This is a genomic window from Streptomyces sp. NPDC054834 (genome assembly GCF_053611185.1).
Window position 1 is genome coordinate 275934 of sequence record NZ_JBSGZV010000001.1, and the last position, 14441, is coordinate 290374.

At 71.7% G+C, this 14441-nt stretch carries 15 protein-coding genes; 5 read left to right on the forward strand and 10 right to left on the reverse strand.

What is annotated here, in order from left to right; genetic code table 11:
• Positions 1 to 22: 22 nt before the first annotated feature.
• Positions 23 to 937 carry an SDR family oxidoreductase gene (locus ACWGJM_RS01255; protein WP_453409582.1) on the reverse strand — a complete coding sequence of 305 codons (915 nt, stop codon included), beginning with the start codon at positions 935 to 937 and terminating at the stop codon, positions 23 to 25.
• 85 nt (positions 938 to 1022) lie between these two features.
• Between ACWGJM_RS01255 and ACWGJM_RS01260 the strand changes: the two genes are divergently transcribed.
• The gene (locus ACWGJM_RS01260; RefSeq protein ID WP_453409583.1) at positions 1023 to 1958 is read left to right on the forward strand and encodes a cyclase family protein; all 936 of its coding nucleotides are present in this window, start codon (positions 1023 to 1025) and stop codon (positions 1956 to 1958) included.
• Positions 1959 to 2253: 295 nt separating this feature from the next.
• Here the strand turns inward: ACWGJM_RS01260 and ACWGJM_RS01265 are convergent, their stop codons facing one another.
• The 5 genes from ACWGJM_RS01265 to ACWGJM_RS01285 all read right to left on the reverse strand — a co-directional run bounded on the left by ACWGJM_RS01265 (position 2254) and on the right by ACWGJM_RS01285 (position 6435).
• Positions 2254 to 2712 carry an ATP-binding protein gene (locus ACWGJM_RS01265; protein ID WP_453409831.1) on the reverse strand — a complete coding sequence of 153 codons (459 nt, stop codon included), beginning with the start codon at positions 2710 to 2712 and terminating at the stop codon, positions 2254 to 2256.
• A gap of 18 nt (positions 2713 to 2730) precedes the next feature.
• Positions 2731 to 2868 carry a hypothetical protein gene (locus ACWGJM_RS01270; protein WP_453409584.1) on the reverse strand — a complete coding sequence of 46 codons (138 nt, stop codon included), beginning with the start codon at positions 2866 to 2868 and terminating at the stop codon, positions 2731 to 2733.
• A gap of 353 nt (positions 2869 to 3221) precedes the next feature.
• Complete coding sequence (locus ACWGJM_RS01275; RefSeq protein ID WP_453409585.1) at positions 3222 to 4094, reverse strand: acyl-CoA dehydrogenase family protein; 873 nt, start codon at positions 4092 to 4094, stop codon at positions 3222 to 3224.
• A 7-nt stretch (positions 4095 to 4101) separates the two neighbouring features.
• Positions 4102 to 5235 carry an acyl-CoA dehydrogenase family protein gene (locus ACWGJM_RS01280; RefSeq protein WP_453409586.1) on the reverse strand — a complete coding sequence of 378 codons (1134 nt, stop codon included), beginning with the start codon at positions 5233 to 5235 and terminating at the stop codon, positions 4102 to 4104.
• 6 nt (positions 5236 to 5241) lie between these two features.
• Positions 5242 to 6435, reverse strand: coding sequence for an amidohydrolase family protein (locus tag ACWGJM_RS01285; protein WP_453409587.1), 1194 nt, complete (start codon positions 6433 to 6435; stop codon positions 5242 to 5244).
• Positions 6436 to 6604: 169 nt separating this feature from the next.
• Between ACWGJM_RS01285 and ACWGJM_RS01290 the strand changes: the two genes are divergently transcribed.
• A complete protein-coding gene (locus ACWGJM_RS01290) occupies positions 6605 to 8134 on the forward strand; it encodes a class I adenylate-forming enzyme family protein (RefSeq protein WP_453409832.1) in 1530 nt (509 codons plus the stop codon).
• On the opposite strand, the gene ACWGJM_RS01295 is transcribed toward ACWGJM_RS01290, so the two are convergent.
• A complete protein-coding gene (locus ACWGJM_RS01295) occupies positions 8113 to 8625 on the reverse strand; it encodes an EF-hand domain-containing protein (RefSeq protein WP_453409588.1) in 513 nt (170 codons plus the stop codon). The two genes, ACWGJM_RS01290 and ACWGJM_RS01295, sit on opposite strands and share 22 nt — an antisense overlap.
• A 160-nt stretch (positions 8626 to 8785) precedes the next feature.
• Positions 8786 to 9154 carry an STAS domain-containing protein gene (locus ACWGJM_RS01300; protein ID WP_453409833.1) on the reverse strand — a complete coding sequence of 123 codons (369 nt, stop codon included), beginning with the start codon at positions 9152 to 9154 and terminating at the stop codon, positions 8786 to 8788.
• 394 nt (positions 9155 to 9548) lie between these two features.
• On the opposite strand from ACWGJM_RS01300, the gene ACWGJM_RS01305 reads away from it, so the two are divergent.
• Positions 9549 to 10130 (forward strand): sigma-70 family RNA polymerase sigma factor, encoded by a 582-nt coding sequence (locus ACWGJM_RS01305; protein WP_453409589.1) that lies wholly within the window; start codon positions 9549 to 9551, stop codon positions 10128 to 10130.
• Complete coding sequence (locus tag ACWGJM_RS01310) at positions 10127 to 11431, forward strand: maleylpyruvate isomerase N-terminal domain-containing protein (protein WP_453409590.1); 1305 nt, start codon at positions 10127 to 10129, stop codon at positions 11429 to 11431. Before ACWGJM_RS01305 ends, ACWGJM_RS01310 begins: the two co-directional genes overlap by 4 nt.
• A gap of 132 nt (positions 11432 to 11563) precedes the next feature.
• On the opposite strand, the gene purU is transcribed toward ACWGJM_RS01310, so the two are convergent.
• Both purU and ACWGJM_RS01320 read right to left on the reverse strand, forming a co-directional pair.
• Complete coding sequence (purU, locus tag ACWGJM_RS01315) at positions 11564 to 12448, reverse strand: formyltetrahydrofolate deformylase (protein WP_453409591.1); 885 nt, start codon at positions 12446 to 12448, stop codon at positions 11564 to 11566.
• 61 nt (positions 12449 to 12509) lie between these two features.
• On the reverse strand, positions 12510 to 13010 hold the full coding sequence (locus tag ACWGJM_RS01320; protein ID WP_132852696.1) for an SCO4402 family protein: 501 nt from the start codon (positions 13008 to 13010) through the stop codon (positions 12510 to 12512).
• Between the two features lie 117 nt (positions 13011 to 13127).
• On the opposite strand from ACWGJM_RS01320, the gene ACWGJM_RS01325 reads away from it, so the two are divergent.
• Entirely contained in the window at positions 13128 to 14438 is a 1311-nt protein-coding gene (locus ACWGJM_RS01325) for an ABC transporter substrate-binding protein (RefSeq protein ID WP_453409592.1), read from the forward strand.
• Positions 14439 to 14441 lie beyond the last annotated feature (3 nt).

The window sequence follows — 14441 nt, forward strand, 5'->3', positions numbered from 1 at the left end:
CCAAACGACCGCACCACCCGAGCTACTGGGCGTTCGGCCGAGAACCATCCCGCGCCGCCCTCTCCATGGCCTCCAGCTGAGAAAGCATCGGCATGGGATCGACCCCCACCGAACCCGGCAGGAAGTCGGCAAGGGCCTCCGGGGTCCAGTGCCCCTCCCGGTAAGCCGAGCGCAGCTCGTACGGCTGAGCCCAAACCGCCAGCTTCGGCCCCGCGATCGTGTACACCTGCCCGGTGATCCGCTGCTCCCGCGCCCGCTCCGACAGCAGGTAGACGACCAGCGCGGCCACGTCCTCCGGCTCCCCGATCTCCTTGAGCTCCGTCGGGACGCCCGCGGACATCCGGGTACGCGCGACCGGCGCGACCGCGTTGGCGGTGACCCCGTACTTGTGAAGGCCGAGGGCCGCGCTGCGGACGAGCGAGATGATGCCGCCCTTGGCGGCGCTGTAGTTGGCCTGGGACACGGACCCCTGGTGGTTGCCGCTGGTGAAGCCGATGAGCGTGCCGGACTTCTGCTTGCGCATCACCGCGGAGGCCGCGCGGAACACGGTGAAGGTGCCCTTGAGATGGGTGGCGAGGACCGGGTCCCACTCGTCCTCGGTCATGTTGAACAGCATTCGCTCGCGCAGGATCCCGGCCACGCAGACGACCCCGTCGAGGCGCCCGTACGCCGACAGGGCGGTGTCGACGACCCGTTGACCGCCCGCCATGGTGGAGATGTCGTCGGCGACGACGACGGCCTCGCCGCCGGCCGCCTCGATCTCCTTGACCACGGCGTCGGCGACCTCGCTGGTCGGTGAGGTGCCGTCGGTGGCCACCCCGTAGTCGTTGACGACGACCTTCGCGCCCTCGGCCGCCGCCGCGAGGGCGACCGCCCGTCCGATGCCCCGCCCGGCGCCGGTCACGGCGACGGCCTTGCCTGCCAAGAAGTTCCCCACGCCCGGCCCCTTCCCGCGGTTTCTGACGGTCCGTTAGATTTTATGGCGCGCCGGATGCGAGGAGACAAGCCCCGGGAGGACCGAGATGTCACTGGCCGCACTCCATCCCGAGTTCCACGACATCGCCAAGCGCGTGAACAACTGGGGACGCTGGGGGGCCGACGACGAGATCGGCACCCTCAACCTGATCACGGACGAGGTGGTGCGCGAGGCGGCGGCCACCGTCCGCACCGGGCGCCGCATCCCCCTCACGCTGCCGCTCAAGGAGGACGGCGTGCAGACCGGGATGATCCCGGGGCGGGTCAATCCGCTGCACGCGATGGTGCAGATCAACCAGGAGCTGTTCGGACCGGGGACGGTGGCGTGCAGCGACGACGCCGTGACGATGGGGCTCCAGGCGGGCACCCACTGGGACGCGCTGGCCCATGTGTCGCACTCGGGGAAGCTGTACAACGGCCGCCCCGCCGACTCCGTGACCGCGCACGGCGGGGCCGGGTTCGGCGGCATCGACAAGGCGCGGCACATCGTCTCGCGCGGGGTGCTGCTGGACGTGGCACGCGCGCGCGGGGTGGACCGCCTGGAGGGCGGGCACGCGGTCACTCCGGAGGATCTGGAGGCGGCGGAGGATCTCGCCGGGACGCGGGTGCGCGCGGGGGACGTCGTGCTCGTACGGACCGGACAGGTGCAGGTGTATCTGGCGGGAGACAAGCACGGGTACGGCTATCCGTCGCCGGGGCTGTCGGTGCGTACGCCGGAGTGGTTCCACGCGCGGGATGTCGCCGCGGTCGCCAACGACACCCTCACCTTTGAGATATTTCCTCCGGAGATAGAGGATTTGTGGCTGCCGGTGCATGCCCTCGATCTGGTGGAGATGGGGATGCTCCAGGGCCAGAACTGGAATCTCGAAGAGTTGTCCACAGCCTGTGGAGAAGTCGGGCGGTACGCGTTCCTGCTGTCGGCGATGCCCGAACCGTTCGTCGGCGCGACCGGTACGCCCGTGGCACCCGTCGCCGTCCTCTGACGCGGTGGGGTATCCGGCTGGCGGCGCGCCGGCGCCCGCCCCGAGCGCGGTCCCGCACGCCGCCATCCGGCCCCGACCCACACTCGCCGAGGGCCCCGTCACCCGGACCCTCGCCGTCCCCTCGCGGCGAATCGATGAACACAAGCGTGATCAGGCCATCACGGCGCGTCAACACCCGTACGGTGATTTGTTGCTTACGCCCGATTCGCGGCGGACGCGCACGGATGCACACCCGGCGCATCGCCCCGGGGTCGCGACGACCCGGCCAGGCCGTCCGCACCCCCGTGCACCGGGGCTACACCGCCTCGAAGGCGAGCCCGTCGAACGCCGTGAGCCCGCAAGCCACCGCCGCGGCCCGCCCGGGCTCCTCGCAGCGGTCCAGTTCGCACCAGATGCGCTTGCCCGCGCCTTCCGGGCTCCAGCCCCAGCGGTCGGCGAGGCCGTCGACGAGGGCCAGGCCGCGGCCGCCGGTGGCGTCGTCGCCCGCGCACCGGGGCACGGGGGCGCGGGTGCTGGTGTCGGCCACCTCCAGGCGCACGGTGGCCGGGTCCGCCGTCGCGCCGGGCAGGGAGAGCCGCAGCACGGCCGGGCACCCGGTGTGCACCACGGCGTTGGTGACCAGTTCGGAGACGAGCAGGATCAGGGTCTCGGCGAGCGACTCGTCGTCCGCCATCCCGGACCCGGCGAGCCGCGAGCGCGCCCACCTTCTGGCCCGCCCCACCTCCGCGGGGTCGGGCCGGATCTCCAGTTGCACTTGAAGCACCTGCACCGCTCACACCATCCGAACCGGCGGACACATGAACCCACGCCACGCGAACGCCACGACCAGGGTCGCGACGAGCACCACGACGAGGGCCACGATCGTAGCCATTTTCTGCATGGCCAGAACAACGGCCAGAGCAGGGGTCACGGAACGTGATTCCCTTGGAAGACAGCATGGTTGACGTACAGTCACCTCAACAAGCGCTTCGGGCATATTCCAGCGCGAAGGAGTACCTGTACGGCATACTGTGCGACGGTCATCCCGGAGAGTCGAACAAGCCGGTTGCGAGGCCGCCTTGGGCGCCTCACCGGCACGGTTCGAGCTCTGGGCCACTCGCATCCCACACAAGGTACCGGAGCAGTCACCGACTGCGAGGGGTGACGAGTGGCGCGCAGGGCACACCCCGGTATCAACGCTCCGTGATCACACTGTGCCACGATCCGCGACATCTCCCGGTCGCCGGTACGCCGACCTCCCAGCACAGGCGCCTTGTGGCCGCTTCAGGCGAGGAGATCGGCGGCGAGTGACTCCTCACTCTCCGTGACACCACCAGCACGTTGGGCTCGCACCCATGTTCGCTTCAGATGCAGGTGCACCTCTGCTTCCCAGGTGAAGCCCATGCCGCCGTGCACCTGGAGGCAGTCGCGGGCGCCGCGCACGGCCGCCTCGTCGGCGAGCAGCCGGGCCGCCGCGATGTCCACGGGATCGGCGGTGACGGCCGCCGCGTACACGGCGGCGCGGGCGGTCTCGGCCCGGACCAGCATCTCCGCGCACAGGTGCTTGACCGCCTGGAAGGCCCCGACGGGCTGCCCGAACTGCTTCCGCGCCCGGGCGTGTTGTACCGACAGCTCGCACACGCGCGCGGCCGTGCCCAGTTGTTCGGCGGCGGTGAGGAGCACGGCGACGGGATCCGGCGCGCGGCCCCCGGGACCCCCGGGAACACGGTGCAGCGGTGTCAGCGGGTCCGCCGACCGCAGGAGTACAGCCCCGGAGGCGTCCCCGAGCACGGTGTCGGCCTCGGCCAACCACTCCACCAGGCCGCCGTCCACGGCGGTCACCACCGCCTCCCCGGTGGCCGCGCCCGGCACGGTCCCGGCCGCGAGGTGGGTGGCCACCAGCGGGCCCGGCAGCAGCGCCCGCCCGGCTTCCTCGAAGGCCAGCGCCGCCTCGGGCAGGCCCGCTCCGGCCCCGCCGTCCGCCTCCGGCAGCCGCAGCGCGAAGAATCCGGCCTCGCCCAGCTCCCGCCACAGCGTCCGGTCGAGGCCGGGCTCCGCGACCGCCGCCCGCAGCGCCCCCGCGTCGAAGCGCCGGGCCAGCAGTTGCCGCACGCCGTCCCGCAAGGCGCGCTGCTCATCGGTCAGTTGGAATCGCAAACCCGGCTCACCGCCCCTTCGGCAGCCCTAGAATCCGCTCGCCCACGATGGTCCGCTGGATCTGCGAGGTACCGGCCGCGATGGTGTACGACAGGGCGGAGAGCCGGTCGAGCACCCAGGGCCGGTCGAGGTCGAGACTGTCCGGGCCGAGGACGTCGGCCGCCGCGTCGTACAGCTCCTGACGGGCGTGCGAGTACCTCAGTTTGAAGACCGAACCGCCGACCCCGGGCACCCCGCCGCTCGACTCGGCCTCGCTGACGTTCCACTGCGTCAGCCGCCACAGCGCGCGGAACTCGGCGTTCAGCCGCCCGAGCCGCCGCCGCAGAACCGGATCGTCCCAGCGGCCGTTCCGCCGTGCCTCGTGGGCCAGTTCGCCCAGGACCCGGCGGCAGGCCACCACCTCGCCGACGAACGCCGTGCCGCGTTCGAAGGACAGCGTCACCATGGTCACCCGCCAGCCGTCGTTCTCCGCCCCGACCCGGTTGGCGACCGGCACCCGCACCTCGTCGAGGAACACCTCGGCGAACTCCGCCGACCCCGCGAGCGTCCGCAGCGGCCGTACGGTGACGCCCGGCGCGTCCATCGGCATCGCGAGCCACGTGATGCCCTTGTGCTTGGGCGCCTCCGGGTCCGTGCGGACCAGCAGTTCGCACCAGTCGGCGACTTCCGCGTGCGAGGTCCAGATCTTGGACCCGCTCACCACGTAGTCGCCGCCGTCCCGCCACGCGCGCGTGCGCAGCGACGCCAGGTCGGACCCGGCCTCCGGCTCGCTGAACCCCTGGCACCACACCTCCTCGCCGCGCAGGATCGGCGGCAGCCAGCGCGCCCGCTGCCCGGGCGTCCCCTCGGCGGCGATCGTCGGCCCCGCGTGCAGCAGCCCGACGAAGTTGGCGCCCACGTAGGGAGCGCCGGCCTTCTCCGTCTCCTCCAGGAAGATCAGCCGCATGGTCGGCGAGGCGTCCCAGTGGACGTCGGCGTACCCGGCGTCGTACAGCATCCGCTGCCAGCCGAGGTCGTGGGCGCGGCGGGCCGGCCAGTCGTCCGGGGAGGGCTTCGCGGAAAGCGTGGGCAGCACCTTGCCCAGCCACTCCCGGAGCCGGGCCCGGAACTCCTCCTCCTCGGGCGTGTACGTCAGGTCCATGGGCGGCTACTTGTCGAGGTCCAGGGAGAGCATGCGGATCGCGTTGCCCCGCATGAGCTTGTGGACCGTCTCGTCGTCGAGGCCCTTCACATGGTCGAGGGCGACCTCCTTGGTGTGCGGGAAGGTCGAGTCGACGTGCGGGTAGTCGGTCTCGAAGGTGGCGTTGTCCCGGCCGACGACGTCGAGGGACGCGACCCCGTGCTTGTCGCGGAAGAAGCAGCAGAAGATCTGCCGGTAGTAGTACGTCGACGGCGGCTCCGGGATCAGGTCGCGCACCCCGCCCCAGGCACGGTGCTCCTCCCACACGTCGTCGGCCCGTTCCAGGGCGTACGGGATCCAGCCCATCTGGCCCTCGGAGTAGGCGAGTTTGAGTTGGGGGAACTTCACGAGCACCCCGCTGAAGAGGAAGTCCATCATCGATGCCATGGCGTTGTTGAAGGACAGCGAGGCCTGCACGGCGGGGGGCGCGTCGGGGGAGGCGGCGGGCATCTGCGAGCTGCTGCCGATGTGCATGTTGACGACCGTCCCGGTCTCCTGGCAGGCCGCGAAGAACGGGTCCCAGTAGCCGGAGTGGATGGAGGGCAGGCCCAGGTAGGTGGGGATCTCGGAGAAGGTCACCGCCCGCACCCCGCGCTCGGCGTTGCGCCGGATCTCCGCGACGGCCAGTTCCACGTCCCACAGCGGGATCAGGCACAGCGGGATCAGCCGCCCGCCGCTGTCCCCGCACCACTCCTGGACCATCCAGTCGTTGTAGGCCCGCACACAGGCCAGCGCGACCTCCTTGTCGTGCGCCTCGGCGAAGGTCTGCCCGCAGAAACGCGGGAAGGTCGGGAAGCAGAGGCTGCCCTCGACGTGGTTGAGGTCCATGTCCTTCAGACGTGCGACGGGGTCCCAGCAGCCGCGGCGCATCTCCTCCCGGGTGATGCCCTCCAGGGTCATCTCGTCCCGGTCGAAGCCGACGGCGGCGATGTTGCGCTTGTACGGGAACTTCAGGTCCTCGTAGATCCACCAGTCGGTCGGCGGGCCGTCGGGGTCCATCGTGATCTGGTACTTGCCGCCGACGTAGGCGAGCTCGCCGATGCCGGCGGTGAGCGGTTTGGGACCGCGGTCGCGGTACTTCGCCGGCAGCCAGGTCTCGAAGAGGTGCGCGGGCTCGATCACGTGGTCGTCGACGCTGATGATGCGGGGCAGTTCGGTCATGGCGCCCTCCGTCCGACTATATATCTGATGGATCGTCAGATTCTCTTCGCGCCCAGCAGGCTAGTCCGCGACCCCTGGACCGACAAGGCGCACAGCCCTACGCTCTGCGGCACGATCTGACTAACCGTCAGCTGTGAGGGAGCCCGTCGCCGTGAACGACGTGACCGACGTGACCGACACCGCATACGCGCTCAGCGCCTCCCGCACCCTCTGGGAGCTTCTCGCCCGCCGCGCCGACCTCACCCCCGACCGCCCGGTCCTGCTCGAGGGCGACGGGCCGGACCACCGCGCCCTGACCTTCGGCGGGCTGCGCGAGGGCGCCGAGCGGGTGGCGGCGGGCCTGTACGGCATGGGCGTACGCCCCGGCACGGTGGTCGCCTGGCAGCTGCCCACCCGGATCGAGACGGCCCTGCTGTCCTTCGCGCTGGCCCGGCTCGGCGCCGTGCAGTCGCCGGTCATCCCCTTCTACCGGGACCGGGAGGTCGCCTTCGCGCTGCGGGAGTCGAAGGCGGAGTTCTTCGCGGTGCCGGGGACCTGGCGGGGGTACGACCACACGGAGATGGCGCGGCGGCTCGGCGCGAAGGGGGTCTTCGAGGCGTACGACGACCTGCCCGGCGGCGATCCGGCGGTGCTCCCCGCCCCGCCCGCCGCGGGCACCTCCGTGCGCTGGATCTACTGGACCTCGGGCACCACCTCCGACCCCAAGGGCGTGCTGCACACGGACCGTTCGCTGATCGCGGGCGGTTCCTGCCTCGCGCACGCCCTGCACCTCACGGCGGACGACGTGGGCTCGATGGCCTTCCCGTACGCGCACATCGCCGGCCCCGACTACACGGTGATGCTGCTGCTGTACGGCTTCCCGGCGGTGATGTTCGAGCAGTTCGCGCTGCCGGACGCGCTGGAGGGATACCGCCGGCACGGAGTGACGGTGGCCGGCGGGTCGACGGCGTTCTACTCGATGTTCCTCGCCGAGCAGCGCAAGCGGCCGGGGACGAAGGTGATCCCGACGCTACGGCTCCTCGCGGGCGGCGGGGCCCCCAAACCGCCGGAGATCTACCACGCCGTGACCCGCGAGATGGGCGTGCAGCTCACCCACGGATACGGCATGACCGAGGTGCCGATGATCACCATGGGCTCGCCGGACGACACGGCGGAGAACCTGGCGACGACGGAGGGGCGGCCTCCGGCGGAGATGGAGATACGGATCGTCGACGGGGAGGTGCGGCTGCGCGGCGAGGCCGTGTGCCAGGGGTATCTGGATCCGGCACAGACGGCGGAGGCCTTCGACGAGGAGGGGTTCCTGCGCACCGGCGACCTCGGGCATCTGACCGGAACCGGGCACCTGGTGCTCACCGGGCGCCGCAAGGACGTGATCATCCGCAAGGGGGAGAACATCTCGGCGAAGGAGATCGAGGACCTGCTGCACGGGCACCCGGCGGTGGGCGACGTGGCGGTGATCGGACTGCCGGACGCCGAGCGCGGGGAGCGGGTGTGCGCGGTGGTCGAGCCGGCGGCACAGCCTCCGGGGGCAGAGGAGCTGACGCTGGCCGCCGTCACCTCGTATCTGCGCGCGGAGGGGCTGTCGGTGCACAAGCTGCCGGAGCAGCTGGAGGTGGTGGACGCCCTTCCGCGCAACGACACCCTGCGGAAGGTGCTGAAGTACAAGCTGCGCGAGCGCTATTCGGGGACGGTGAAGTAGCGGGCGAAGGCCGGGACGATCTCCGCCTCTTCCACCTTGCCGTCGCCGTCGGTGTCGAGGCCGGCGGCGACCGTCCCCGCGAGGTCCTCCGGGACGCCGAACACCCGCAGTACGCGCGCGGTGTCGGTGACGGTGGCCGCGCCGTCCCCGTCGGTGTCCGCCACGGCCAGGGCCGCGTGCAGGAAGGGGCGGGCGATCTCCGCGAACCGCTCCGGGTTGTCGCGCAGCCGCTTGACCGCGCCGGTGACGAACTCCTCACGGTTGATGCGCTGGTCGCCGTCCCGGTCCGCGATCCCCGCCATGCCCTGCCAGAACGCCTCCGCGCCGGCGTACAGGGCCTGCCCCTTGTCGGAGCGGGCCGTCACACCGAACTCGGTGAGCAGCGCCTTGGCCGCGCGGCTGAAGTCCAGCCCGTCGATGTATCCGTTGCCGTCCTGGTCGAAGGTGGCGAACCGGGCGGCGATCCTGCGCTCGTACTCGGTGCTGACCATGTCTTTCGGGCCGCCTTACTCACGTGGGGGTACGTCCGGCTCGGAGCGTACGACGCCGCGGGGCGTCCGGGCACGCGAAAGCGAAGGTCGCACCAAGACCGGGGCAATTCCGGGACAACAATGTGGCACGGTCACGATACGGCTGAGCACCACGGCCGGTTCAGGCCGACAGCGGCTCGTCGTCCACCGCCGCCGTGATGTCGGGGTAGACGTCGAACAGCCGCCGTACGCCGAGCGCGCCGAGGACCCGGTTGACGTGGGAGCCGTCGACCGCGCCGTGGTCCGGGAGGATCAGCCGCAGCCGGCCCTGGCAGGAGCGGAACAGGCGGCGGGCCGCGATGAGCACGCCGACGCCGCTGGAGTCGCAGAAGAAGACGTCCGAGAGGTCGAGGACGAGGCTGTGGTGGCCCTCGGCCACCGCGTCGTGCACCCGCTGGCGCAGCACCGGCGAGGTCATCAGGTCCAGTTCGCCCGAGACCCCGAGCACGGCCCACTCACCTCGTTGGACGCCGGTCACCTTGAACGCCACGGCATGCCCTCCGCTCACCGGATCTCCCGGAACCGCCCGGAGCCGCCTGGCCCCACCAGAAACGGAAGCAGTTCCTACGCTTCTTTCCGCGCGGCTGCCCAGCGGCCGTTCCCGGAAACCCCTGACGTCAAACGACAGGCGGTCGTCAAGGGACTTGTTTCGGTCAGGTCCGATCCTGTTCGATCGGAGACGGTCAGGGCGTGCTCATCGCGTGCTCATCGCGTGTTCGCCGAGTGGAGGTCGCGTGAGATACGGCGAAGGTCCACTACCACCTGCGGGTCGTCCGGGGGCGCACATTGGCACAAAGGGGCGTGCGTTGTCCGACGTGCCGACTACATTCGAGGACACGGTGGATCCAGGCTGGACAGGGGCACAGGGAGGGGGAGAGGGCCGGATGGCCAAGAAGGACGCGCCACCCCGCTGGGACCGCAGCATGCAGCAGCGGCTCGCCTGCGGCGAGGCGGCCGCCCTCGGCGAGCTCTACGACCGGTTCGCCTCCCTCGTGCACGGCCTCGCCCACCGCGTCCTCGGCGACGAACGGGCCGCCGACGGCATCACCCGCGAGGTCTTCGCCCACGTCTGGGAACACCCCGACACCTACGACCCCCGGCAGGGCCCCCTGCGCACCTGGGTGGCCACGCTGACCCACCGGCTCGCCGTGCAGCGGCTGCGCGCCACCGAGACCGCCGCGCTCACCCGGGGCGGGACCGGCTCCCCGGAGGACTTCACCGAGGAACTGGAGCTCAAGGTGCGGCACGCCTCGGTGGCCGCCCGCGCCGACTACATCGTCCACTCCATGCCCGCCCCGCTGCGCGCCGCCCTGGAACTGGCCTACGTCCAGCGCCGTGACTACCGCCAGACCGCCACCGACCTCGGCGTCACCGAGGACGAGGCCCGCCGCCGGCTCCGCCTGGGCCTGCAACTGCTCTCCACCGCCCACGACGCGGCACCGCCCGGACACAGGGGCGCGGTGTGACGGGCTTCGAGAAGTACGACGGCACGGGCGCCGGCGACGACGAGGGCGGCACCGGACCCGGCGGCAAGGGACCCGGCCCCGCCCCGGAACGCCCGCGCATACCGCTGCCCCGCGCCTCCGTCGAGGACAGCGGGCTGCCGCTGCCCGAACTGGACACGCTCCCGCCCCTGCCGCTGGAGCTGCCGCACGACATCCTGAAGTCACTGCTCGGGGCGTGGGCGCTGGCCGCCTGCTCGGCCGCGGAGACGGCGGCCGTCGAGGCGCACCTGGGCGAGTGCGGCCCGTGCGCGGAGGAGGCGCTGCGGCTGCGCGGGGCGGTGGGCCTGCTGCACCAGCCCGAGAGCCTCGACCTGGACCCCGGGCTGCGCACCCGCGTCCTGAAGAGCTGCCTGGAGCGGCGTCCGCCGCGCATCCCGGTGCCGGAGTGGGCGGTTCCGTACGACGCCGAGAGCGCGCGCCTGGACGCGCTGCTCCAGGACTTCGGGGACGCGGAGTGGCATGCCCCGGTACGGCTGCGCTGGTTCACGGGCGACGCGCCGACGAGCCGCCGTACCACCGTCGCCGGGGTCATCGCGCATCTGCTGTCCGTCGACGGGCTGGTGGCGGTGGCGCTGGGTCTGGAGGACCCGCTGGCCGAGGTGCACGCCGTCGCGGACAGCGAGCAGCCGGCCGGGCCCGCCGCCCGCACCGAGGCGTTCTGGCGGGCCTCCCGCTTCCCGCCCACCCGGGCCGTGCGGGCGCCGTGGCGCGAGCAGAGCCACCACCTGGTGCGGACGGTCTCGTTCACCGGCGGCGGCACCGGGGAACGCCCGGTCCCCTACGGTGACTTCACGCTGCCGCTGCACGACGCGATGCTGGACCGGGCCTTCGAGTGCTGGGTGCACGCGGAGGACATCGCGGAGGCCGTGGACTACCCCTACGGGCCGCCCGCGCCCCGCCACCTGCACGCGATGATCGACCTGGCGGCCCGCATGCTGCCCACCGTCCTGGCCGTCCGGCGCCGCTCGGGCCTGGCCTCGCCCGCCCCCACCCGGCACCTGGTCGAGGCGGGCACGCCGGGCCGCAGCCTGCGCCTGGAGATCGAGGGCCTGGGCGGCGGCGAGTGGCTGATCCCGCTGGACTCCCCCGCCGCGCTGGGGTCCGCCGACCACGAGATCGCCCATGTCGCCCTGGACGGCGTCGAGTTCTGCCGCCTGGCAGCGGGCCATGTGTCTCCGACGGAGGCGGCGGCGGGTCAACTCGGCGACCGGGACGCGATCAGGGACGTACTGTTCGCGGCGGCGTCACTGAGCCGGATGTGATCTCCGTCGGCCGTAGCGCTACCCCGTGCCGTTGCCGGGCGGGACGGGTTTCGCCCGCCCGCGCCGGCGGGGTGCCGCTGCGCCCACCCGTGCCGCCCCGGCGGCACGACTGCCCGCAGCTACGTGGGCAACCTACGCGAACACCACCGTGCGCCGCCCGTTCAGCAGGATCCGCCGCTCCGCATGCCACTTCACGGCCCGCGCCAGCGCCTGGCACTCCACGTCCCGTCCGACGGCGACGAGCTGGTCCGGGGTCACGTCGTGCCCGACGCGCTCGACCTCCTGCTCGATGATCGGCCCCTCGTCGAGGTCGGCGGTGACATAGTGCGCCGTCGCCCCGATCAGCTTCACACCCCGCGCATGCGCCTGGTGGTACGGCTTGGCGCCCTTGAAGCTCGGCAGGAAGGAGTGGTGGATGTTGATGATCCGCCCGCTGAGCGCCTTGCACAGGTCGTCGGAGAGGACCTGCATGTACCGGGCCAGCACCACCAGCTCGACGTTCTCCTCGCGCACGAGCTCCAGCAGCCGCGCCTCGGCTTCCGCCTTGGTGTCCTTCGTCACGGGAATGTGGTGGAAGGGGATGTTGTAGGAACCCACCAGCTCCTTGAAGTCGGTGTGGTTGGAGACCACCGCCGCGATGTCCACCGGCAGCGCCCCGGTCCGTGCCCGGAAGAGCAGGTCGTTCAGGCAGTGCCCGAACTTGCTGACCATGAGGACGATGCGCATCTTCTCGTCGGCCCGGTTGATCTGCCACTCCATGTGGAAGGAGTCACCGATCGCCGCGAAGCTCGCCCGCAGCTTGTCCACCGTCACCGGCGCCTCCGCCGAGAAGTGGACCCGCATGAAGAACAGTCCCGTGTCGTGGTCGCCGAACTGCTGGCTGTCCTCGATGTTGCAGCCGGTCATGAACAGGTAGCTCGACACGGCGTGCACGATGCCCTGCTTGTCCGGGCAGGAGAGCGTGAGGACGTACTGGTCGGCGGGGGCCGCCACGGCTCGGTTGGACTGCTCGTTCATGCCGCACAGGGTCCCATACCCGCCCTGTGCCGCGGACGGCCGTCCGCCCACCGGACCCCGGTTACGCGGTCCTCGTCATGATCCGCAGCACCTCGAGGGTGCGCGGCGGCGCGTCCGGGTCCTCCCCGTCGCTCGCCGCCATCCGGACATGCGCGTCCCGCGCCGCCCGCACCGCCTCCGGCCACGCGTGGTGGTCGACGTAGGCGGCCACCGGCGCGTCCGGCCCCACCTGGTGCATGATCCGCAGCACCCGCAGCACGGCCGTGTCGACCAGCGCCGCCTCCTGCGAGTCCCGGAAGATCGTCCCGACGTACTTCTCGGCCGACCAGTTGTCCAGCCAGGTGTCCTCGACCAGTCGGTACACGGCGTCGGTGACGTCGCCGTACCCGTCGACACCCGCCAGCCAGACATCCCGCTGGAACACCGGATCGGAGAGCATGTGCAGCGCCGAGCGCACGTTGCTGCGCCAGCGCCACCACGGCATGTCGTTCAGGGGCATGCCGCCCATGGTGGATGAGCGACGGCCGCGACGGGAAGAGTTCTCCGAACCTTGCACGGTCATCGATCGTACGTTCCCCGTCCCAGTGGTCTCACCAGCCCCCGTAATTCACCTGCGCGTCACCGACCGTTGACCGGGGGTCACTCCCAGGTTAGCGGTGTGAGGGAATCGTGCGGGTACATGACCGGCAGGCGACGCATCCGCAGTACCTTCCTCCGCTTACTCCACCGGCCCCTCAGAGCCACCGCGCTGTCCGCCGGCGCGCTGGCCGCCTGTGCGTCGCTCACCGCCGGATGCGGGGTCGTCCCCGGTGTCACGGGGGGCTCCGGGGACGACCCGATCAAGGTCATGACCTGGGCCCCGGACGGCACCGACGCCACCAACAAACCGGGCATGCCCGCCATGGCCGCCGCCTACGCCCGCTGGATCAACGCCCGCGGCGGCATCGGCGGCCGCAAGCTGAAGGTCCTGACCTGCAACGACCACAACGACACGGTGGGCGCCGCGCGGTGCGCCCGGCGCGCGGCCGACGAGGGCGTGGTGGCGGTCGTCGGCTCCTACAGCCAGCACGGTGACTCCTACTTCGCCCCGCTGGAAGGCGCCGGCATCCCGTACATCGGCGGCTACGGGGTGACGAACGAGGAGTTCACCCGCTCCTACTCCTATCCCGTCAACGGCGGCCAGCCCGCGCTGCTGGCCGGTCTCGGCAAGGCGCTCGCCGGGAACTGCGGCCCCGTCGCCCTGGTCCGGCCCGACAGCATCGCCGGCGACGAACTGCCGGCCGTCCTCGACGCGGGCCTGACGACCGGCGGCCACGCGGAGGCGAACGACCTGCTCGCGGCCGAGGGCGCCACCGAGTACGACACCACGTCGGGCCGGGCACTGAAGGCGGCCACCGCCGACCCGGCGAAGAAGGGCTGCGTGGTGCCCGCGCTCGGGGACCGCAACGACACCTTCATGGACTCCTTCCGGCGCACCCGCGAGAACTACCCGACGGTACGCACCGCGACCGTCATGGGCAGCGTCGACCAGACGACGATCAACGCCACGGGCGGCGCGTCCGGGCCGTACGAGGGGGCGTACATCACAGGCTGGTACCCGGTGGCCTCCGACCAGCGCTGGGACCGGATGAAGAAGGTGATCAGCGAGGAGGCCTTCGGCGACAACCGCATCGACCCCGCGGACGCCGGAGTGCAGACCACCTGGATCGCCTACACCGTCCTGAAGGCCGTCCTGGAGCGGCTCGGCACCGGCGCCGTCACCGCCGACACCGTGCGGCGCACCCTCGACAACGGCATCAAGGTCGGCACGGGCGGCCTCACGCCCACCCTGGAGTGGCCCCGGTCCGGCCAGCTCGCCGCCGTCGGTCTGACCCGGCTGGTCAACGCCGACGTGACCCTCCAGGTGGTCCAGGGAGGCCGGCTGGTCCCGGCGGGCAAGAGCGGGACCATCGACGTGACCCGGACGCTGGAGAAGGCGGACATCGGCTGACGC